Raw genomic sequence first — 19,790 nt, forward strand, 5'->3', positions numbered from 1 at the left:
CGGCTGATTCTGGCGGGAGGATTAGCAATGTCTGCTGATCCCTCAGCCTCAAATAGTCTGAATTCTCTGGAAAAAGTCACAGGCAGGCTTGGCCAGACTTTCAAAGATATGAGCTATTTTTTAATCGTCATTCTGGGTACCTTTATCGGCCTTCTGGCGATCACTTTCTTCATCGGCCGTATTGTGCCGATTGATCCGGTGCTCTCAGTTGTCGGTGACCGCGCCAGCAAAGAAGTGTATGAAGCTGCACGCCAAGCCATGGGTCTCGACCGCCCGCTGATCATGCAGTTTTTCTCTTATGTCGGCGATGTTTTCAGCGGTAATCTCGGCAATTCCATTTCCACCGGACGTTCAGTTGCACAGGATTTGGCACGCGTTTTCCCCGCCACTTTAGAAATGGCCACCATCGGCATAATCATTGGTGTGGTGTTTGGCGTACCGATGGGCGTTTATGCAGCCACCCATCAAAGCGGCTGGCTGGATCAGCTGATCCGCGTTTTCGGTCTGCTCGGCTATGCTGTTCCGGCCTTCTGGCTCGGCCTTGTCGGCCTGGCATTTTTCTATGCCCATCTTGGCTGGGTTGCGGGTCCTGGTCGTCTCGATGTTTTTTATGACGGTATGATCGATCAAATCACCGGTCTTTATCTGATTGATGCCATCATCGCGCGGGATTGGGAAATTTTTGCCAATGCTTTTGCGCATCTGATTTTACCATCATTCATCTTGGGCTTTTTCAGCCTTGCCTATATTTCACGTATGACGCGCTCCTTCATGCTGGAGCAGTTGGGGCAAGAATTTGTCACCACAGCGCGCGTGAAAGGTGTGGCGGAATGGCGGGTGATCTGGCGCCATGCGTTTTATCCGATCCGCATTCAGCTCGTTACCGTCATCGGCTTGTCTTATGCGGCATTGCTTGAAGGCTCGGTTATGATTGAAACCGTCTTTTCATGGCCGGGCATCGGTAATTATCTGACGACTGCCTTGTTCAATGCAGACATGAATGCCGTTTTGGGTGCCACATTGGTGATCGGTACCGTCTTCATTCTGATCAACAAATTGTCTGATCTTCTCTATCAGTTTCTGGATCCGAGGGCGCGCCGATGAGCACATTGCACAACTGGCTTTTAGACGACTCGCCTTCTTCGCGTTTTCAGGCACGGATCGGCCGTTTCTGGCGCGTTTTCACCGCTCTTTTGCGTAATCCGCTGACCGTTATCGGCCTGATTATCATTTTGGCATTGCTGCTGATTGCAGCTTTTGCACCGATGATTGCCCCTTATTCACCTATCAGCCAAAACCTCACCGCCCGCTTGATGGCTCCAAGCAGTGAACATTGGATGGGCACAGACGAGCTTGGCCGTGATATCTGGTCACGCGTGGTTTATGGTGCACGCATCACTTTGTTGATTGTCACTATGGTTGGCATCATTGCAGCACCCCTTGGCTTGATTATCGGTGCGGTTGCCGGCTATTTCGGCGGATGGGTTGATCGCGCCATGATGGCGATCACCGATATTTTTCTTTCCATGCCGAAGCTTATCATGGCGCTTGCCTTTGTGGCAGCTCTCGGGCCCGGCATTGAAAATGCCATTATCGCTATCGCGCTCACCGCATGGCCGGTTTATGCCCGTATTGCGCGCGCTGAAACCATCACGTTCAGAGATGCGGAATTTATCGCCGCCGTTCGCATTCAAGGTGCAGGTCACACCCGCATTATCTTGCGCCATGTGCTGCCGCTTTGTGCCTCATCCACAATCGTACGTGTGACGCTCGATATGGCAGGCATTATTTTGACTGCTGCCGGTCTTGGTTTTCTTGGCCTTGGCGCGCAACCACCACTGCCTGAATGGGGCGCGATGATTGCCAGCGGTCGTAATTTCATTCTCGACCAATGGTGGGTGGCAACCATGCCGGGCTTTGCGATTATTCTTGTCAGCCTTGGCTTTTGTTTGCTGGGTGATGGCTTGCGCGATGTGCTTGATCCAAAACAGGGAGGCAAACAATGAGTGCTGCTGAAACAAGCCAACCTTTATTGGACATCAAAAACCTCACCGTGACATTCCCGACCGCACGCGATCCGGTCAATGTTGTCAAAGGCATTTCCTTTCACCTTGGTCGTGAAAAGCTCGGCATTGTGGGCGAAAGTGGCTCCGGCAAATCCATGACCGGTCGTGCCATTCTCAAACTCATTCGAAGCCCGGGCAAGATTACTGCCGACAAGATGAACTTTGACGGCATTGACTTGCTGAACACCTCCGAGCGGCAAATGCGTGCCTTACGCGGCAGCCGTATTTCGATGGTGATGCAGGATCCGAAATTTTCGCTCAATCCGGTGATGACCATTGGTGACCAGATTGCGGAAGCTTTGCAAACGCATGAGAAAATCTCGCGCAAAGAGTTAAATGCCCGCGTCATTGCGATGCTGGAAGCTGTGCGGATCAACAATCCGGCGCATGTCGCCAAGCTTTATCCGCATGAAGTATCCGGTGGCATGGGGCAACGCGTGATGATTGCGATGATGCTGATCCCGAAGCCGGATTTGTTGATTGCGGATGAGCCGACCTCAGCACTCGACGTTTCCGTGCAGGCGCAAGTGCTTGATATTATGGATGCACTCGTTTCAGACAATGGCATGGGGCTTTTGCTTATCAGCCATGATCTTAATCTGGTTGCGCGTTATTGCGACCGTATTATCGTGATGAATAGCGGTGAAATTGTTGAGGAATGTCTGGCGAAAGATCTGCATCAGGCCAAACATCCATATACGCAGGGTCTTCTTGCCGCCATGCCGAAAATTGATGAGGATCGCGACGAGCTACCCGTGCTTGACCGCAGCCTCTGGAGCGCAGGAGCACGTACATGAGTGGTGCGGCCATTGAACTGAAAGACCTGTGTATTTCTTACGGCAGAACGCAGGTTGTGCATGATGTAAATGTATCGGTGGCTCATGGCGAAAGCTTTGCCCTTGTGGGTGAAAGTGGCTCCGGCAAATCGACCATTTTGAAAGCCATCATGGGTCTGGCGCCTGATTGGAGCGGTGAAATCTCCATTCTGGGCAAATCACGCCTCCATGGCGCCGACAAGCAGGCAGCACTGCAATGCCAAATGGTGTTTCAAGACCCTTATGCATCGCTGCACCCGCGCAAAACCATTGATGATTGCTTGGCCGAAGGCATGTCCATTCATGGTTTAAGCGGGCGCGACCAAAAGGTTAAAGACATGCTTGATGCAGTGGGGCTCGATCAACGCTTCCGCTTCCGTTATCCGCACCAATTATCCGGTGGTCAGCGTCAGCGTGTTGCGATTGCCCGTGCTTTGATGCTGGAGCCTAAAGTGCTGCTGTTGGATGAGCCAACTTCTGCCTTGGATGTTTCCGTTCAGGCAGAAATTTTGAACCTTTTGAAACGCTTACGCAAAGAGCGCAACCTCACATATTTGATGGTCACCCACAATTTGCCGGTTGTTTCATTTTTGTGCGACCGGATGGCCATCATGCGCCACGGTCGTGTGCTGGAAATTGCCGATGTCACCCAGCTGAAACAAGGACGTTTCAACAATGACTACGCGCAAGAATTATATGTCACCAGTGGCGGCAACCAATAGGGAAGAGAAAGACATGACCCGTTTTCAAGCAGAATTGACTGCATTTGATAAAGCATTGGCAAAAGCCACCCAGCCGGAACAGCCATTTGAGGCACTTTGGCGTTTGACCGATGCAGTCATTGGTGCAAAACTGTTTACGCTGATGGAAGCCGATATGAAAATCGAGCGTTCGGGGCGTATTTTCACCTCGCATCCGGAAGAGTATCCGGTCTCCGGCAGCAAACCGATTACCTATAATGCTTGGTTTGATGTCGTGCATAAAGAGCGTCGTACATTTGTCGCCAACAACCTCGTCGATATCGACGAGGTTTTTCCTGATGCAGTGCTGATCGGCAAGCTCGGCTGTGCGTCGGTCATCAATCTGCCGATTGTGTTAAATGACACACTTGTTGGTACCGTCAACATTCTGAACGGTGAAAACCACCACACGGAAGAACGTGTGAAACTGGCCAATACTGTATTGTCTATTCCGGCTAAAGCGGCATGGCTTGCCAGCCGCTATATCAAAAACCAGCAGGCATAATTTGGAATAAAATATGCCTCGGAATGCTGAATTCATTTCGAGGCATATAAGTAAATTATCTTATATTTTATAAAAAGAGCCTGCGTCGTTTGCGCATTTATTCTTTCGGCATTTTGATCGACATATCGAGATAATCATTGCTGTAAGCCGTTTTGATATCAAACGGCTTTTCCAGATCGAAATATTTCTCGACCATTTCATAGTCGCTTTTCATCCGCTCGTCATCAAAAACGCCAAGACCAACTTCCGTCGTGGTTTTATCACGCATCAGCTCCTGAATGCGGTTCCATTGATCTTCCTGATTGCTCTTATCCAAGCCGGAAACCTGACTAAGCAAAGCCTCAATGCAAGGGTCTTTATCCTTCACGCAAGTTTCAAAAGCTTTTTGGGTCACTTGCATGAACTTACGGACAGTTTCAGGGTTTTTGTTCAGATAATCCGCATTGACAATAATGGAATTGCCATAAGGGTTGATACCGATATCACGCCAGGCCAAAAAGCCCAGATCATCACCAAATTCACGCACTTTCATGTCGTGTTCGTTATAAAAATCACTGGTGATATCAATGGCACCGCTTTTGAGTGACGCAACTTTTGCCTGCGGAGAAATATTGACGAATTTCACCGAAGCCGGATCAATTTTTACCGCTTCTGCAAACATCGGCCACATCACACGAGAAGCATCCGCTGGCGGATTACCAATTGAATGGCCAGGAAAATCTTCAGGCCCTTTGATGCCTTTGCTTTTCAGCCAATAAAAACCTTGCGGCGAGTTGGTGTAAACCGTCATCAAGGCCACACTATCTGCCCCCTGCCCTTTGGCCAGCAGCACTGTCGGCATATCGGCAATGCCGAATTGTGAGAAACCGGCACCGACTTTTTGTGCAGCCGCACCAGAACCGCGACCGCTCTCGATATTGACGGTCAGTCCTTCTTTTTCATATAAACCCGCCTGTTTGGCATAAAAATAGGGCATATGATCTGCGGTCGGCACCCAGTTTAAAACAATATTGATGTTTTCAGCTGAAGCAACGGCTGGCACCATGACACATGAGGCCAAAAATCCTGCAATCAATTTATTGAACGTTTTCATGGATATGCCTCCCAACATGTTCCGTTATATTTGTTCAAGTCATCACTTATTTTGAAGCCTTGTCAGAAATGAAAAGCATGCTTGATCTATCGTGACGCCGCGTTCATATCTGGTAAAATATTTGCACAGATGTTAAAAGAACGCAATAACCAAACAACTGGTTGGTTGATTAAAGGATATATTTTTGACAGCGCCAAAAAAACAAGAAACCGTACAGAAGCGTGATCCTGTTGCGACATCAAAAGCATTGCTTCAGGCAGCCATGACAGAATTTACCCAATATGGCTTTGAGGGTGGCCGTGTTGATCGTATTGCCCAAATGGCAGGTTGCAACAAGCAGCTTGTTTATCACTATTTCGGCAGCAAGGCTGATCTCTATAAACTGACGTTGGAAGAGGTTTATCGCGAAATTCGTGAAAGCGAGATGCAGCTTCATCTGGAAGATTTACCACCCGAAGAAGCAATGGCACGTCTGGTGGGCTTTTCTTTTGACTATCTGGCCGAGCATCCGGAATTCATTGCGCTTCTCAATGATGAAAACCGCATGGGCGCATCCCATCTCAAAACCTCTGACAATATTGCTGAAATGCACTCGCCGCTTGTGAAAATGATTGACCAAACATTGGCCAGAGGCATTGAGGCCGGATTGTTCAATCAGAAATTCGAGCCGGTTAATCTCTATCTTTCGATTGCTGGTCTCTCGTTTTTTTACTTCTCCAATCACAAAACGCTCTCGATTATTTTCAAACGCGATATGACCTCGAAAGAAAGCATTGATGCCAGACGTCAGCATGTTATTGACCTGATCCTGAATGCGCTGCGGCCGTAAAAGTAAACCTCACAAATAATCAACCAACTGGTTGGTTGACATTTTCCTGAAAGCGCGGTTTACTTCAAATCAGGAGTTCAGGGGAGTGATAAATGGCCGAAGCGATCGATTCCGGCAGTGAGCAAAAAGAATTGCTCCGTTTAAAGCGCCGAGAGGTGAATAAAAATCGCGCGATTGCGATTGCAGTTCATGTGGCGGCGCTATTGTTATGGGAGTTTGGCGTTCGTTGGTTTGAGGTTGCGCGCTATATTCTGCCCGCCCCAAGCGACGTGATCGCAACCATTACATCTGCAAAATATGACTGGTTCAACAATAGCTGGGTTACGGCAAGCGAAATTCTGGGCGGCTATCTGCTGGCTATTGTTTTAGGCATTGTAACAGCCTTGCTGTTTTCATGGTCAAAATGGCTGACAACACTTGCTTTTCCATTGCTGATTACGCTCAACATGATCCCGAAAGTGGCACTTGGGCCTTTGGTGATTGTCTGGTTCAGCTATGGTATCAGCACCAATATTCTGATCACATTCTCGCTTTGCTATTTTCCGATTTTGCTGACCACAATCAGGGGTTTGCGCGAGATCGAACCCGATCTGCTTGATCTGGTCAATTCATTGCGCGGCACCAAATGGCAGCAATTTATCTACATTCAATTGCCGGGTGCCATGCCTTTCATTTTCTCCGGCATGAAAGTTGCAACCATTCTTGCTGTTGCGGGCGCTGTGGTGGGTGAATTCATCGCTTCCGACCGCGGTCTGGCCTATCTGATGATACAGGTACAAGCCTCCCTTGATACGCCGGCAATGTTCATGGCCGTCACCCTTATCACGCTTATCGGCATGCTGCTTTATCTCGCAGTGCTGCTTCTTGAGCATATGATCGTTCCACAAGATGCGAGAAAATCATGACACAGACTTCATCACAAAACGGCATCAAAGTGCTGGATCTCAGCAATCATCCTGCTGGTTTTACCTCCACAGACGAACTTGAAGCTTTCTTGTCGCTGCCGTCCCAAGCTTTGATTGATGATATGCGTAAACTGGACGGCGATATCATGATCCTCGGTGCATCCGGTAAAATGGGGCCATCACTTGCGCGTCTTGCCAAAAATGCAGCACCTGAAAAACGCATTGTGGCAGTTGCACGCTATAGTGACCCTGCTGCGCGTGAACAATTGGAAATGCACGGCATTGAAACCATTGCCTGCGATATGCTGGATCGCGAAGCTTTGGCTAAACTGCCGAAGATTAAAAACATCATCTTTATGGCAGGTCGCAAGTTTGGTTCCAGCGGTGAGCAGGCTGCCACTTGGGCAACCAACACGCTGATGCCGGCTTTGGTCGCGGAAATCTTCCACCAGTCGCGCATTGTCGCCTTTTCGACCGGTTGTGTTTATGAATTTGTGGCCACCGACAGCATGGGCAGCAATGAAAATTCACCGCTAAACCCTCCGGGCGAATATGCACAATCCTGCATCGGTCGTGAGCGTTTGCTGGAACATTTTTCGCAAACCCATCAAACACCCGGCATTCTCTATCGCCTCAACTATGCAATTGATCTGCGTTATGGTGTTCTGCATGACGTCGCAGTTAAAGTCCGCGATGGCCTGCCGGTCGATGTCACCATGGGACATGCCAATGTGATCTGGCAGGGCGATGCCAACGCTATTGCATTGCGCTGCCTGTTACAGGCAACCGTGCCGACATCCCCGATTAATGTGACCGGCCCTGAAACAATTTCTGTGCGCTGGCTTGCCAATGAATTTGCCCGCATGATGGGCAAAGAAGCCATTATCACGGGTGAAGAAGCCGATAAAGTGTGGCTCTCCAATGCGACACTTTCCAATCGTCTGTTTGGCTATCCCATCATTTCGCTCGGCCAAATGATGCAGTGGACATCCGATTGGGTGATGGCGCAGATGCCCTCGCATAACAAGCCGACGCATTTTGAGGCACGCGATGGCACCTACTGAGGCTTTCAATATTGTTCAACTGTCTGAAAAAGACATGGCTCAAGCCTGTTTGCTTTCCAGTCAAGCAGGCTGGAACCAAACCGAACAAGATTGGGAACTGTTTTTCAGGCACGGATTGGTTTTTGGCGTATTTGCAACGCCGGAACAACTGGCAGCCAGTGCAGCGATCATGCCTTATGGCGATGATATTGCATGGATTAGCATGGTTCTCACGAAAGCTGAATGGCGCGGACAAGGTTTTGGCACAAGTTTGCTCAAACATTGTTTGCAATGGATAGAAGCTCAAAACCGCACAGCCTTTTTGGATGCGACACCGGCAGGTGAACCGATCTACCGCGCACTCGGATTTGTGCCTTGTTGCAAAATCACACGCTGGCAGGGTTCTGGCAAAACTCTGGCGTTCGCAACACCAGCAAAAGGCTATGCCGATGCGGCTATTGACAAAGCGAACAGTGCTTTTGGCGCGAACAGACATTTCCTGCTGGACAATTTCAACAAGCGCTATCCGGTGGCAATATCTTCGGATGCATCAACAGTATGTTTTGTCAGAGATGGTCGCCTAGCGTGGCAGATAGGGCCGGTTATTGGTTGCAATGAAGCCAAAGCCTTGCAGAGCATCGAAATCCTGATCGAACAATTACCAGGCGCTGTCTTCATTGATCTGCTGGATGATTTTGCAAATCTTGCCCAACGTCTGGTGCAGCTCGGATTTACCAAACAGAGGCCATTTTTGCGGATGCAAAAAGGCTTGCATCAATTTCAACAAACACAATACCAGACACTAGCCATTGCAGGGCCGGAATTTGGATAGAGCGTCCGATTATAACCAGATTAAAGGGGCGCAAGGAGTTCAGGAAAATGGGATTACATTACACACAACTGCCTGAAAATGTTCTCGATATCATTCGCCGTGGCGCGGTTATTCCGGCGCATCCGCTGGCATTGGATGAGAAACGCAATTTTGACCGCAAACGTCAGCGCGCTTTGACACGCTATTATGTTGATGCCGGTGTCGGTGGTCTGGCGGTAGGCGTACATACCACCCAATTTGCCATTCGCGACAACGGTTTATACGAGCCGGTGCTCAAAGCTGCCATTGAAGACAGTCGCGCATGGACAGATCGTCCGCTTGCTATGATTGCAGGCGTTGCCGGCCAAACCGCACAAGCACTCAATGAAGCAAAAAACGCCAAAGAGCTTGGCTATCACGCCGTTCTCATCAGTATGGGCGCATTAAAAGGTCAAACAAGTGCAGAGCTGATCCAGCATTGCAAAACCATTGCAGAAGAAATTCCTGTCATTGGGTTTTATATGCAAACCTCCGTTGGCGGCATTATTCTGGACGAAGATTTCTGGTGCGAATTTGCGCGAATCGACAATGCGATTGCGATTAAAGTAGCACCCTTCCATCGTTATCGCACACTGGATGTTTTGCGCGGTATTGTCAAAGCCAAGGCCGAAAACAAGATCACTTTATATACCGGCAATGATGACCATATTGTTGCCGACCTCACATTGCCTTTCACCTTTGCGCGCGGTGATGAAGCGGTGACGCTTCGTTTCAAAGGCGGTCTGCTCGGTCACTGGTCGGTCTGGACAAAACGCGCCGTTGAATTGCTGGATCGCATTCATCAGGAAATTGCCGATAATAAACCGGTTTCGCAATCCCTGCTTGCACTTGATGCAAAAGTTACCGATTGTAATGCAGCCTTTTTTGATGTCGCCAATAATTTTCATGGCTGCATAGCCGGATGCCACGAGGTTTTACGCCGCCAAGGTTTGCTTGAAGGCATCTGGTGCCTTGATGAGAATGAAGGGCTTTCCCAAGGGCAGGCTGAAGAAATATCACGCGTTTATCAGGCGCATCCGGATTTGCATGATGATGAATTTGTAGCGCAAAATCGTGAAAGGTGGCTCGCATGACAAATCTGGCAATACAACACAATATCAATCCCGCTCAGCCTTTGATCCGCCTGCAAAATGTACGCAAAACCTATCATACCGGCAATAAAGAATCCGTTGCTGTCTCGGATGTAACGCTTGAAATCAATGAAGGCGATCTGTTGTCGGTGGTCGGGCCTTCCGGTTGCGGCAAAACCACGGTGCTCAAAATTCTGGCAGGCCTTCATAAAGCCAGCGGCGGCAGCGTTATCATCGGCGACGGCAGCAAAACCGATTTTGACGGCACAGATATCGGCATGGTCTTTCAACAGCCTTTGCTGCTGAAATGGCGCACTATTTCTGAAAATGTCATTTTGCCAGCACAGATTTTAGGCTTGCCAAAAAAAGCTGCCAAAGAGCGTGCCAAAGACCTTTTACACATGGTTGGCCTTAGCCATGCACTGGATAAATATCCTTATGAATTGTCGGGCGGGATGCAGCAGCGCGCCGCCATTGCCCGTTCACTTATCCATGATCCAAAGCTTGTTTTAATGGATGAGCCTTTTGGTGCACTGGACGCAATCACCCGCGAAAAGATGAACCTTGAAATGCTGCGCATCTGGCAAGAGAGCAAGAAAACTTTTGTCTTTGTAACGCATGGTATTCAGGAGGCTATTTTCTTAGGCTCGCATTGTGCGGTTTTAACTGCCGGCCCTGCCCGTATGGCGGATTACTTTAAGATTGATCTGCCATCCCCGCGCACATTGGAAGTCAAATTGACCGAACCTTTCGGAAATTATGTGCAACGTGTTTATAGACAACTCGGCATGCATTGATGACATCGTAAATTGAGGGCTGATCCTGAAATGAGATCAGCTCTTCCTATTAATCACAAAAATCTTATTCATTAATTTTATCAAAATATTTTAAAGCTTTATGGAATTTGCTTATTCACAAGCTACGGCAGCAATGTCAAACTCTCATTTTATTAAACATTACTGATACTATAGTATTATACTATTTTAAAACTAAGATGAATTGTAAGTTTTATCACTGCCATTCAAATCAAATCTTCGTGAAAACGCTGAAATAAAACAAATATTCGAATGGTATGAATATTTCCTAGTTTACCAAAAGAAATATTTAGCATTGACTAAAATCAATGACCGAGCTTGATTAATGTCACACTCAGCTAAGAAAGTTTCGCAATAATCAGGCGCAGTCAATGTCAAAAAAAGAATCAGGCAAGTATAATAAATATACTCTTGTTGTAATCTTAGCCCTCGTCGCAGTCGGTGGTTATTACGCATGGCAAAAACTAAACAATGGCGGTTTGCCAGCAGGTATTGCTTCCGGTAATGGTCGCATTGAAGCCGTTGAAATCGACATTTCCACCAAAAGCCCCGGGCGTATCCGCGAAATCATGGCTGATGAAGGCGATTTCGTAAATGAAGGCGACATTCTCGCCCGTATGGATACGGATCAGGCCGAAAGTCAGCGCCGTCAGGCTGAAGCGCAGTTGCGTCGTGCTGAAATCGGTATCGAAACTGCCCGCAGCCTCGTAGCGCAGCGCGAAGCCGAGCAAAAAGCGGCGGCAGCCATTATTGCTCAGCGTGAAGCGCAACTGGATGCAGCCCAACGCCGCTTAACCCGTTCGCAGCAGCTAAGCGAAAGCCGCACCGTATCGCAGCAAATCCTCGATGATGACCGCGCCAATACGCGTGGTGCTGAAGCCGCGGTTAGTGCTGCCAAAGCACAGCTTGCAGCAACAGATGCAGGCATTAATGCTGCCAAAGCGCAAGTGATTGATGCTGAAGCCGCCGTTGATGCGGCAAAAGCCGCTATCACCAGCATCAGCGTCGAAATTGATGATGCAACACTGAAAGCGCCAAAACCGGGTCGTGTTCAATATCGGGTAGCACAGCCAGGCGAAGTAATTTCTGCCGGTGGTCGCGTGCTTAATCTGGTCGATTTAAGTGATGTTTACATGACATTTTTCCTGCCGACTGCACAGGCCGGTCAGGTGGCAATCGGTGCAGATGCGCGTATCGTGCTTGATGCAGCACCGCAATATGTCATTCCGGCCAAAATCAGCTTTGTTGCCGATGTGGCACAATTCACGCCAAAATCAGTGGAAACCGAAGAGGAACGCCAGAAACTCGTGTTCCGTGTTAAGGCTAAAATCCCGCAAGACTTACTGCAAAAGCATATTCAAATGGTTAAAACAGGTCTACCCGGTACCGTTTATGTCCAGCTGAATCCTGATGCCAAATGGCCAGACCACCTTGCGGAAACAGTAAAATGAACAGCGCATTGGCGAGCGGTAATGTGGCGGATGACAAACCGGTCGTCCGCATTCAAAATGTCAGCTTGTCTTATGGCGACAAGCAGGCTTTGCGTGACCTGACACTCGATATTCCTGCCGGTCGCATGATCGGCCTCATCGGACCTGACGGTGTGGGAAAATCCAGTCTGCTGTCGCTGATTGCAGGCGCGCGCATCATGCAGGAAGGCCACATTAATGTGCTGGATGGCGATATTGCCGATAAACGCCATCGCCAGCAGGCTTTTCCGCGCATTGCTTATATGCCACAGGGCTTAGGTAAGAACCTTTACCCAACCCTCTCGGTTTTTGAAAATATCGAATTTTTCGGCAGACTTTTCGGCCATAACAAGCATGAGCGTGAACGCCGCATCGCCGATCTTTTGGCGCGTACCGGCATGTCGCCTTTTGCTGATCGTCCGGCCGGCAAACTTTCCGGCGGAATGAAGCAAAAGACGAGCCTTTGCTGCTCACTGATCCATGATCCTGATCTGTTGATCCTTGATGAACCGACCACCGGTGTTGACCCTCTTTCGCGCCGCCAGTTCTGGGAACTGATCGACGATATCCGCAAAGACCGCCCCGGTATGAGCGTGATCGTTGCAACCGCCTATATGGAAGAAGCCGAGCGTTTCGACTGGCTGGTTGCAATGAATGACGGACAAATTCTTGCCAGCGGCACCCCGAAGGAGTTGATGCAGCAGACAGGCACCGCAAATGTGGATGAAGCCTTTATTGCGCTGTTGCCGGAAGAATTACGCTGCGACCACCATAAAGTGGTTATCCCGCCGCGTGATGAATCCATCACCGACATTGCCATTGAAGCCGAGCATGTCACCGTACGCTTTGGTAAATTCACCGCGGTTAGTGATGTCAGTTTCCGTATTCCCCGTGGCGAAATTTTCGGATTTCTTGGCTCCAATGGTTGCGGTAAATCCACCACCATGAAAGTGCTGACCGGCTTGCTGCCTGCAAGTGAAGGTATTGCACGTCTCTTTGGCCGTGAAGTCGATACCAAGAATATCGATATACGCCGCCGCGTCGGCTATATGTCGCAAGCTTTTTCTCTCTATTCGGAATTAACTGTCCATCAAAATCTGGAGCTTCATGCCAAATTATTCGGGATGGAGGAAGCGCGCACTAAAGAACGTATTGCTGAATTGGCAGATCGTTTCGATTTGAGCGATATGATGGATATTTATCCTGACGATATGCCGCTTGGTATCCGCCAACGTCTGTCATTGGCAGTAGCGCTTATTCATCAGCCGGATATTTTGATCCTTGACGAACCAACCTCCGGTGTTGATCCGGTAGCACGCGATGCATTCTGGCAAATACTGGCCGATCTGTCGCGCAAAGATAATGTAACAATTTTCGTCTCTACCCACTTCATGAATGAAGCTGAATTGTGCGATCGCATATCGCTGATGCATGCCGGTAAAGTGCTGATCAGCGACACACCTGCCGCCATTACCGCCAGCCGTTCTGCCGAAACATTGGAGGAAGCCTTCATCGGCTATCTGGAAGATGCGATCGGCGAAACAGCGCCTGCGCCCCAACCCGTGCATAAGGCAGATGAAACAGTGAGCCGCGAGCCGGTGAAACCGGTAAGAGAACTGCCGACACCTTCATCCAGCTGGATGCCGGACTTGCGGCGTATGCTTGCTTATACGCGTCGCGAAACACTGGAACTGCGTCGTGACCCGATCCGCGCCACACTGGCAATGCTCGGCAGCGTGATTTTGATGTTTGTGATTGGCTACGGCATCAATCTGGACGTGAATAATCTCAGTTTCGCAGTGATCGACCGTGACGACACCACTATCAGCCGCGATTATGTGCGCCAATTCTCTGGTTCACGTTATTTCATCGAAAAAGCGCCGATCCTTGATTATGACGATCTGGACAAACGGATGCGCAATGGCGAGATCAGTCTGGCAATTGAAATTCCGCCAAATTTCGGCCGCAACATTGAGCATGGACGCCCTGTCGAAGTGGGCGCATGGATTGATGGAGCAATGCCGGTGCGTGCGGAAACCATTCAAGGCTATGTGCAAGGCACACATTTGAATTGGCTGTCGCAAAAAGCCCGCGAGCTTTACGGTAACACCACAGCGCTCACCAGCTTCAATATGGAAATCCGCTATCGCTATAATCCGGATGTGCAAAGTCTGGTGGCGATGGTGCCAGCGGTCATTCCGCTGTTGCTGCTGGTTATTCCGTCGATGCTTTCGGTGTTGAGTGTGGTGCGTGAAAAAGAACTTGGTTCCATCATCAATTTCTATGTCACACCGGTGACGAAATTCGAGTTTCTGGTCGGCAAGCAATTGCCTTATATCGGGCTGGCTTTCTTCAACTTCCTGATGCTGACGGCATTTGCAATTTTCATTTTTCAGGTGCGTTTCACCGGTAGTTTCCTCACCTATGCAACGGCAGCTCTTCTTTATGTGATTATCACAACAGGTATGGGGCTGGTGATTTCCACCTTTATGAACAGCCAGATCGCAGCCATTTTTGGCACAGCTTTGATGACGCTCATTCCTGCTGTCCAATATTCCGGCATCATTGATCCGGTGTCGTCGCTGCAAGGTGCCGGTGCCATTATCGGCCAGCTTTATCCAACCACCTATTTCACCATCATTTCCCGTGGTACATTCTCGAAAGCGCTTAGCTTCTCCGATCTGGGGCTACCGTTCATGATGTTGCTGATAACCATTCCGGTATTGATGGTATTGGGTATTATTCTGCTCAAGAAACAGGCGCGGTGAGATGAGGATTTCCAATATATTCCGTCTCGGCATCAAGGAACTGCGCGGGCTTGCCCGCGATCCGATGCTGATTATTCTGATTGTCTACGCGTTTTCGCTCGCCATTTACACGGCTTCCAAGGCGATGCCGGAAAATCTCAACAATGCTGCCATCGCAATTGTTGACGAAGACCAATCGCCGATATCGGGACGCATTACCACGGCATTTTATCCGCCATATTTTGTGCCGCCCAAACTCATCTCGACCTATGAGATGGACAAGCGCATGGATTCAGGACTTGATACATTTGCGCTCAATATTCCGCCAAGCTTCCAACGGGATTTGCTGGCTGGCCGCAATCCGACTATCCAGCTCAATATTGACGCAACACGCATGAGTCAGGCTTTCAGTGGCGGACGTTATGTCCAAACCATTGTCACCAATGAAGTGAGCGAATTTCTGGATCGTTATCGCGGCGGCACCAAAATGCCGGTCGAGCAAAATATGCGCTCACGTTTCAATGAAGAACTGAACAAAGGCTGGTTTGGTGCCGTCACCAACGTAATCGCATCCGTTACCATGCTGTCGATTATTTTGACAGGTGCTGCCCTCATTCGTGAGCGCGAACACGGCACGATCGAGCATCTTCTGGTCATGCCTGTCACGCCCGTTGAGATCATGATCAGCAAGGTGTGGTCAATGGGGCTCGTCGTGCTCGTTGCAACCGCATTGTCACTGGTTTTTGTCGTTGAAGGCATATTGGCTGTGCCGGTCAATGGCTCGCTTGTGTTGTTCTTGTTCGGCGTTGCCCTGCAACTTTTCGCAACCACAAGCCTTGGCATTTATCTGGCAACCATTGCCGGTTCAATGCCGCAATTCGGGCTGCTGATTGTGCTGGTTCTGTTGCCTTTGCAGGTTTTATCGGGTGCGATGACACCGCGTGAAAGTATGCCGGAAATCATCCAAAACATCATGCTCGCCGCACCAAACACCCACTTTGTCATTCTTGCGCAATCGATCCTGTTTCGGGGTGCGGGTTTAAGCGTAGTCTGGCCACAATTTCTGGCCCTTATGGCAATTGGTTCGGTGCTGTTCTTCTTTGCACTAAAGCGGTTCCGCAACTTCTTGAGGTGATTGCGCGTAACTGACTTGCCTGTCACAACTGCAAACCTGCCGATTACGAAAGGACTTGGAATGAATGATTTAATCCTCACATTCAATACAGGGTCATCGACCGTGAAAATCGGCAGTTTTGAACGTGACGGCTCGTCTTTACAAAAATCCGCGAAAGCAGGCATTGATTTTGCCGCGTCTCCGTTGAATTTTCACATGGAGCGCGGCAAGGAACGGCTGGATTTGCAACTGCAATCGCAAGTATCGGCCGATATTGTCGATGTCCTCGGCGAGGTGTTTGATAAGCTTTCAGCTCATATTGACCTGACCCGTATCAAAGCAATCGGACATCGTGTTGTGCATGGTGGCGATATTTTTGAGGGGCCTGTGCTGATTGACGAGCACTCAATTCAGGCCATTGATGAACTCTCCGCCTATGCACCTTTGCATCAGCCCAAAAGTCTGGCGCTGATCAAAGCGATCGCCAAACTTTTTCCTGATATTTTGCAATCAGCATCATTCGACACAGCCTTTCACCGCACCATGCCGGATGTCATCCGCCGTTTTGCACTTCCACGCGCCATGCATGATCAAGGCATTAAACGCTATGGTTTTCATGGACTTTCCTATCAGTCCATTGCAAAAAATTTCAGCAAGCTTGAGCCGGATTTAAGTGCGCAAAAAATTGTTGTTGCCCATCTTGGCAGCGGTGCCAGCCTTTGTGCGCTCGATCAGCGAAAAAGTGTTGATACCAGCATGAGCTTTTCAACGCTTGACGGCATTCCGATGGCCACACGCTGCGGCAATATTGATGCAGGTGTTTTGCTGCATCTGTTGAGCCAGCAGAATATGAGCGCCGATGCCTTGACAGATATGCTTTATCACCGCTCCGGCCTGCTTGGTGTTTCCGGTATCAGCGGTGATTGCCGTGAGTTGCTGGCAAGTGATGCTACTGAGGCAAGCCAAGCAATTGACCTTTTCACCACCCGCATTGCCGGTGAAATCTGTCGTCATGCCAGCAGTCTTGGCGGGCTGGATGCCATTATTTTTACCGCCGGCATCGGCGAACATCAGCCGGAAATCCGCGCCCTCATTGCCCAAAAATTACAATGGCTTGGGCTCGAGCTGGATGATGCAGCCAATAATAACAACGCATTTCGCATCAGCAAACAAGCAAGCAAAATCGCGGCTTTCATGCTCGCAACTGATGAAGAGCAAGTGATTGCCGCTGAAACCCTCACTATTTTAAACCAATCCTCCCAATAGGTTAAGGAATTCCGGAATGACTGATCATACTGGCACCCAGCCCCTTTCACCCGAACAGTTAAAACTAACCGACCGTTATTGGCGCGCCGCCAATTATCTTTCCGTCGGCCAGATTTATCTGATGCAAAATCCAATGTTGCGCGAGCCATTGAAGCCCGAACATGTCAAGCCGCGTCTGCTTGGCCATTGGGGTACCACGCCTGGCTTGAATTTCATCTACGTGCATCTCAACCGCATCATCAAAGAGCGCAATAAAGACGTGCTTTATGTCTGCGGCCCCGGCCATGGTGGCCCGGGCATGGTGGCCAACACCTATCTGGAAGGCACCTATAGCGAAACCTATCCCGACATCACCGAAGATGTCGACGGTATGCAAAAGCTTTTCCGCCAGTTCTCCTTTCCGGGTGGTATTCCAAGCCACGTGGCACCCGAAACACCGGGCTCCATTCATGAAGGCGGTGAACTTGGCTATGCACTGGTGCATGCTTATGGCGCAGCTTTTGACAATCCTGATCTGGTGGTTGCCTGCGTTGTCGGTGATGGTGAAGCCGAAACCGGCCCGCTGGCAACCGCATGGCACTCCAACAAGTTTTTGAACCCGAAGCGTGACGGTGCAGTACTGCCAATCCTGCATCTCAACGGCTATAAAATTGCTAATCCGACCGTGCTTGCACGTATGTCGGATGAAGAGCTGCACAGTCTTTTTACCGGTTATGGTTATGAACCGTTTTTTGTGGAAGGTCATGAACCGGAAAAAATGCACCAACTGATGGCGGCCACTTTTGATAAAGCTTTTGATCGTATCAAAGCCATTAAAGATCAGGCTGATGTTAACTCTCCCGAGCGCCCGCGCTGGCCGATGATTATCCTGCGTAGCCCGAAAGGCTGGACCGGCCCAAAAGTAGTTGACGGCAAAATGGTGGAAAATTATTGGCGCTCCCATCAGGTACCAGTGGCCAATTGCCGTGCGGATGATGCACATCGCAAAATTCTTGAAGACTGGATGCGCAGCTACGATCCGGAAGATTTGTTTGAGGAAAACGGCAAACTGAAACCGGAGCTGCGCGCACTGGCACCGGAAGGCGAAAAGCGCATGAGCGCCATCCCCCATTCCAATGGTGGTTTGCTGCGCAAAGAGTTGAAAACACCGGATGTGCGTGACTATGCGGTTATGGTCACAGAGCCGGGCGCTGTAGAAGAACAAACCACCAAAATTCTCGGTGATTATCTGCGCGATGTCATCCGGCTTAATGATGAGGATAAAAACTTCCGCGTCTTCGGGCCTGATGAAACCGCTTCCAATCGTCTGGGCAGTGTTTTTGAAGCAACCGACCGCGTCTGGATGGCTGAAACTTTAGACAGCGACGACCATCTGACCGCCGATGGCCGCGTGATGGAAGTTTTGAGCGAGCATCTGTGTCAGGGCTGGCTGGAAGGCTATCTGCTGACCGGTCGTCACGGTTTCTTCTCTTGCTATGAAGCCTTTATCCATATTGTGGATTCCATGTTCAATCAGCATGCCAAATGGTTGCAAGTGGCACGCGAATTGCCATGGCGCAAGCCGGTCGCATCGCTCAACTATTTGCTGACCTCCCATGTCTGGCGTCAGGATCACAACGGCTTTTCACATCAGGATCCCGGTTTTGTCGATCTGGTCGCCAATAAGAGCGCCGATATTGTCCGCGTTTATTTCCCGCCGGATGCCAATACGCTACTCTTCGTAGGCGATCACTGTCTCAAAACTTGGAACCGCGTCAATGTGATTGTGGCCGGCAAGCAGCCTTCCCCGCAATGGCTGACCATTGATGAAGCTGAAAAACATTGTGAAGCCGGTCTTGGAAAATGGGATTGGGCAGGCAGTGAAGACGGCATGGAGCCGGATCTGGTGATGGCTTGTGCCGGTGATGTGCCGACAATGGAAACATTGGCTGCCACCGCGATCTTGCGTGAAGCACTGCCGAATTTACGCATTCGCGTTGTCAATATTGTTGACCTGTTGGCGCTGCAATCACCACAGCATCATCCGCACGGCATTGACGACAGTAAATTTGATGCGCTTTTCACAGCTGACCGTCCGGTGATTTTTGCCTATCACGGCTATCCTTATCTGATCCACCGTCTGGTTTATAAGCGCACCAACCATCCAAACTTCCATGTGCGTGGTTTTATCGAAAAAGGCACGACAACAACGCCTTTCGATATGGCGGTGATGAATGAGCTTGACCGTTATCATTTGGCTATTGAAGCGCTCAAACGTCTGCCGCTTGCTGCCGACATTGCCGAACCGCTGATCGCCACACTCAATGAGAAGCTGCAAAAGCATCATGATTATGTGCGCGAGAACGGCGAAGATATGCCGGAAGTGCGTGACTGGAAATGGCCTTATACCCGCAAGGCTCAGGCGTGATTTTTTCAAACAACGGAGCGGGCATGTCTGTCCGC

The 19,790-nt window shown here is 49.7% G+C and carries 17 protein-coding genes; 16 read left to right on the forward strand and 1 reads right to left on the reverse strand.

Annotated features, from left to right (window positions below; translation table 11 throughout):
* The first annotated feature begins 108 nt into the window (after window positions 1–108).
* From ACI0FR_RS08000 to ACI0FR_RS08020, 5 genes are read left to right on the forward strand one after another with little or no spacing between them, the layout of a single operon-like run.
* Window positions 109–1,104, forward strand: coding sequence for an ABC transporter permease (locus ACI0FR_RS08000; RefSeq protein WP_404908866.1), 996 nt, complete (start codon window positions 109–111; stop codon window positions 1,102–1,104).
* On the forward strand, window positions 1,101–2,006 hold the full coding sequence (locus tag ACI0FR_RS08005; RefSeq protein ID WP_404908751.1) for an ABC transporter permease: 906 nt from the start codon (window positions 1,101–1,103) through the stop codon (window positions 2,004–2,006). The genes ACI0FR_RS08000 and ACI0FR_RS08005 overlap by 4 nt, the downstream gene beginning before the upstream one ends.
* The gene (locus tag ACI0FR_RS08010) at window positions 2,003–2,863 is read left to right on the forward strand and encodes an ABC transporter ATP-binding protein (RefSeq protein WP_404908748.1); all 861 of its coding nucleotides are present in this window, start codon (window positions 2,003–2,005) and stop codon (window positions 2,861–2,863) included. Before ACI0FR_RS08005 ends, ACI0FR_RS08010 begins: the two co-directional genes overlap by 4 nt.
* Window positions 2,860–3,603 carry an ABC transporter ATP-binding protein gene (locus ACI0FR_RS08015; RefSeq protein WP_404908745.1) on the forward strand — a complete coding sequence of 248 codons (744 nt, stop codon included), beginning with the start codon at window positions 2,860–2,862 and terminating at the stop codon, window positions 3,601–3,603. Before ACI0FR_RS08010 ends, ACI0FR_RS08015 begins: the two co-directional genes overlap by 4 nt.
* 13 nt (window positions 3,604–3,616) lie before the next feature.
* The gene (locus ACI0FR_RS08020; RefSeq protein ID WP_461667929.1) at window positions 3,617–4,126 is read left to right on the forward strand and encodes a GAF domain-containing protein; all 510 of its coding nucleotides are present in this window, start codon (window positions 3,617–3,619) and stop codon (window positions 4,124–4,126) included.
* Window positions 4,127–4,223: 97 nt separating this feature from the next.
* Here the strand turns inward: ACI0FR_RS08020 and ACI0FR_RS08025 are convergent, their stop codons facing one another.
* Complete coding sequence (locus tag ACI0FR_RS08025; protein WP_404908739.1) at window positions 4,224–5,219, reverse strand: ABC transporter substrate-binding protein; 996 nt, start codon at window positions 5,217–5,219, stop codon at window positions 4,224–4,226.
* A gap of 184 nt (window positions 5,220–5,403) precedes the next feature.
* On the opposite strand from ACI0FR_RS08025, the gene ACI0FR_RS08030 reads away from it, so the two are divergent.
* The 11 genes from ACI0FR_RS08030 to ACI0FR_RS08080 all read left to right on the forward strand — a co-directional run bounded on the left by ACI0FR_RS08030 (window position 5,404) and on the right by ACI0FR_RS08080 (window position 19,755).
* Window positions 5,404–6,048: a TetR/AcrR family transcriptional regulator gene (locus ACI0FR_RS08030; RefSeq protein WP_404908736.1), complete on the forward strand. Its 645-nt coding sequence runs from the start codon at window positions 5,404–5,406 to the stop codon at window positions 6,046–6,048.
* Between the two features lie 92 nt (window positions 6,049–6,140).
* Window positions 6,141–6,953, forward strand: coding sequence for an ABC transporter permease (locus ACI0FR_RS08035; RefSeq protein ID WP_374831301.1), 813 nt, complete (start codon window positions 6,141–6,143; stop codon window positions 6,951–6,953).
* Window positions 6,950–8,017 carry an NAD-dependent epimerase/dehydratase family protein gene (locus ACI0FR_RS08040; protein WP_404908732.1) on the forward strand — a complete coding sequence of 356 codons (1,068 nt, stop codon included), beginning with the start codon at window positions 6,950–6,952 and terminating at the stop codon, window positions 8,015–8,017. Before ACI0FR_RS08035 ends, ACI0FR_RS08040 begins: the two co-directional genes overlap by 4 nt.
* Window positions 8,004–8,828, forward strand: coding sequence for a GNAT family N-acetyltransferase (locus ACI0FR_RS08045; protein WP_404908729.1), 825 nt, complete (start codon window positions 8,004–8,006; stop codon window positions 8,826–8,828). Before ACI0FR_RS08040 ends, ACI0FR_RS08045 begins: the two co-directional genes overlap by 14 nt.
* A 47-nt stretch (window positions 8,829–8,875) precedes the next feature.
* Complete coding sequence (locus tag ACI0FR_RS08050) at window positions 8,876–9,940, forward strand: dihydrodipicolinate synthase family protein (RefSeq protein ID WP_404908726.1); 1,065 nt, start codon at window positions 8,876–8,878, stop codon at window positions 9,938–9,940.
* Window positions 9,937–10,734, forward strand: a complete 798-nt coding sequence (locus tag ACI0FR_RS08055) for an ABC transporter ATP-binding protein (protein ID WP_404908723.1) — start codon at window positions 9,937–9,939, stop codon at window positions 10,732–10,734. Before ACI0FR_RS08050 ends, ACI0FR_RS08055 begins: the two co-directional genes overlap by 4 nt.
* 389 nt (window positions 10,735–11,123) lie before the next feature.
* Complete coding sequence (locus ACI0FR_RS08060; RefSeq protein ID WP_374831312.1) at window positions 11,124–12,203, forward strand: HlyD family secretion protein; 1,080 nt, start codon at window positions 11,124–11,126, stop codon at window positions 12,201–12,203.
* Window positions 12,200–14,989 carry a ribosome-associated ATPase/putative transporter RbbA gene (gene rbbA / locus ACI0FR_RS08065; protein WP_404908719.1) on the forward strand — a complete coding sequence of 930 codons (2,790 nt, stop codon included), beginning with the start codon at window positions 12,200–12,202 and terminating at the stop codon, window positions 14,987–14,989. The genes ACI0FR_RS08060 and rbbA overlap by 4 nt, the downstream gene beginning before the upstream one ends.
* Window position 14,990: 1 nt before the next feature.
* Window positions 14,991–16,103, forward strand: a complete 1,113-nt coding sequence (locus tag ACI0FR_RS08070) for an ABC transporter permease (protein ID WP_374831316.1) — start codon at window positions 14,991–14,993, stop codon at window positions 16,101–16,103.
* Between the two features lie 60 nt (window positions 16,104–16,163).
* On the forward strand, window positions 16,164–17,348 hold the full coding sequence (locus ACI0FR_RS08075) for an acetate/propionate family kinase (protein ID WP_374831318.1): 1,185 nt from the start codon (window positions 16,164–16,166) through the stop codon (window positions 17,346–17,348).
* Between the two features lie 16 nt (window positions 17,349–17,364).
* Window positions 17,365–19,755 carry a phosphoketolase family protein gene (locus ACI0FR_RS08080; RefSeq protein WP_404908715.1) on the forward strand — a complete coding sequence of 797 codons (2,391 nt, stop codon included), beginning with the start codon at window positions 17,365–17,367 and terminating at the stop codon, window positions 19,753–19,755.
* Window positions 19,756–19,790 lie beyond the last annotated feature (35 nt).

This window comes from Paenochrobactrum sp. BZR 201-1 (assembly GCF_044987585.2).
GTDB lineage: Bacteria > Pseudomonadota > Alphaproteobacteria > Rhizobiales > Rhizobiaceae > Paenochrobactrum > Paenochrobactrum pullorum.

What these genes read in the sequence shown, in the direction of transcription:
- ACI0FR_RS08000 (WP_404908866.1), top strand. Translation starts at nt 109, where the DNA reads ATGAGCTATTTTTTAATCGTCATTCTGGGTACCTTTATCGGCCTTCTG.
- ACI0FR_RS08005 (WP_404908751.1), top strand. Translation starts at nt 1,101, where the DNA reads ATGAGCACATTGCACAACTGGCTTTTAGACGACTCGCCTTCTTCGCGT.
- ACI0FR_RS08010 (WP_404908748.1), top strand. Translation starts at nt 2,003, where the DNA reads ATGAGTGCTGCTGAAACAAGCCAACCTTTATTGGACATCAAAAACCTC.
- ACI0FR_RS08015 (WP_404908745.1), top strand. Translation starts at nt 2,860, where the DNA reads ATGAGTGGTGCGGCCATTGAACTGAAAGACCTGTGTATTTCTTACGGC.
- ACI0FR_RS08020 (WP_461667929.1), top strand. Translation starts at nt 3,617, where the DNA reads ATGACCCGTTTTCAAGCAGAATTGACTGCATTTGATAAAGCATTGGCA.
- ACI0FR_RS08025 (WP_404908739.1), bottom strand. Translation starts at nt 5,219, where the DNA reads ATGAAAACGTTCAATAAATTGATTGCAGGATTTTTGGCCTCATGTGTC.
- ACI0FR_RS08035 (WP_374831301.1), top strand. Translation starts at nt 6,141, where the DNA reads ATGGCCGAAGCGATCGATTCCGGCAGTGAGCAAAAAGAATTGCTCCGT.
- ACI0FR_RS08040 (WP_404908732.1), top strand. Translation starts at nt 6,950, where the DNA reads ATGACACAGACTTCATCACAAAACGGCATCAAAGTGCTGGATCTCAGC.
- ACI0FR_RS08045 (WP_404908729.1), top strand. Translation starts at nt 8,004, where the DNA reads ATGGCACCTACTGAGGCTTTCAATATTGTTCAACTGTCTGAAAAAGAC.
- ACI0FR_RS08050 (WP_404908726.1), top strand. Translation starts at nt 8,876, where the DNA reads ATGGGATTACATTACACACAACTGCCTGAAAATGTTCTCGATATCATT.
- ACI0FR_RS08055 (WP_404908723.1), top strand. Translation starts at nt 9,937, where the DNA reads ATGACAAATCTGGCAATACAACACAATATCAATCCCGCTCAGCCTTTG.
- ACI0FR_RS08060 (WP_374831312.1), top strand. Translation starts at nt 11,124, where the DNA reads ATGTCAAAAAAAGAATCAGGCAAGTATAATAAATATACTCTTGTTGTA.
- rbbA (WP_404908719.1), top strand. Translation starts at nt 12,200, where the DNA reads ATGAACAGCGCATTGGCGAGCGGTAATGTGGCGGATGACAAACCGGTC.
- ACI0FR_RS08070 (WP_374831316.1), top strand. Translation starts at nt 14,991, where the DNA reads ATGAGGATTTCCAATATATTCCGTCTCGGCATCAAGGAACTGCGCGGG.
- ACI0FR_RS08075 (WP_374831318.1), top strand. Translation starts at nt 16,164, where the DNA reads ATGAATGATTTAATCCTCACATTCAATACAGGGTCATCGACCGTGAAA.
- ACI0FR_RS08080 (WP_404908715.1), top strand. Translation starts at nt 17,365, where the DNA reads ATGACTGATCATACTGGCACCCAGCCCCTTTCACCCGAACAGTTAAAA.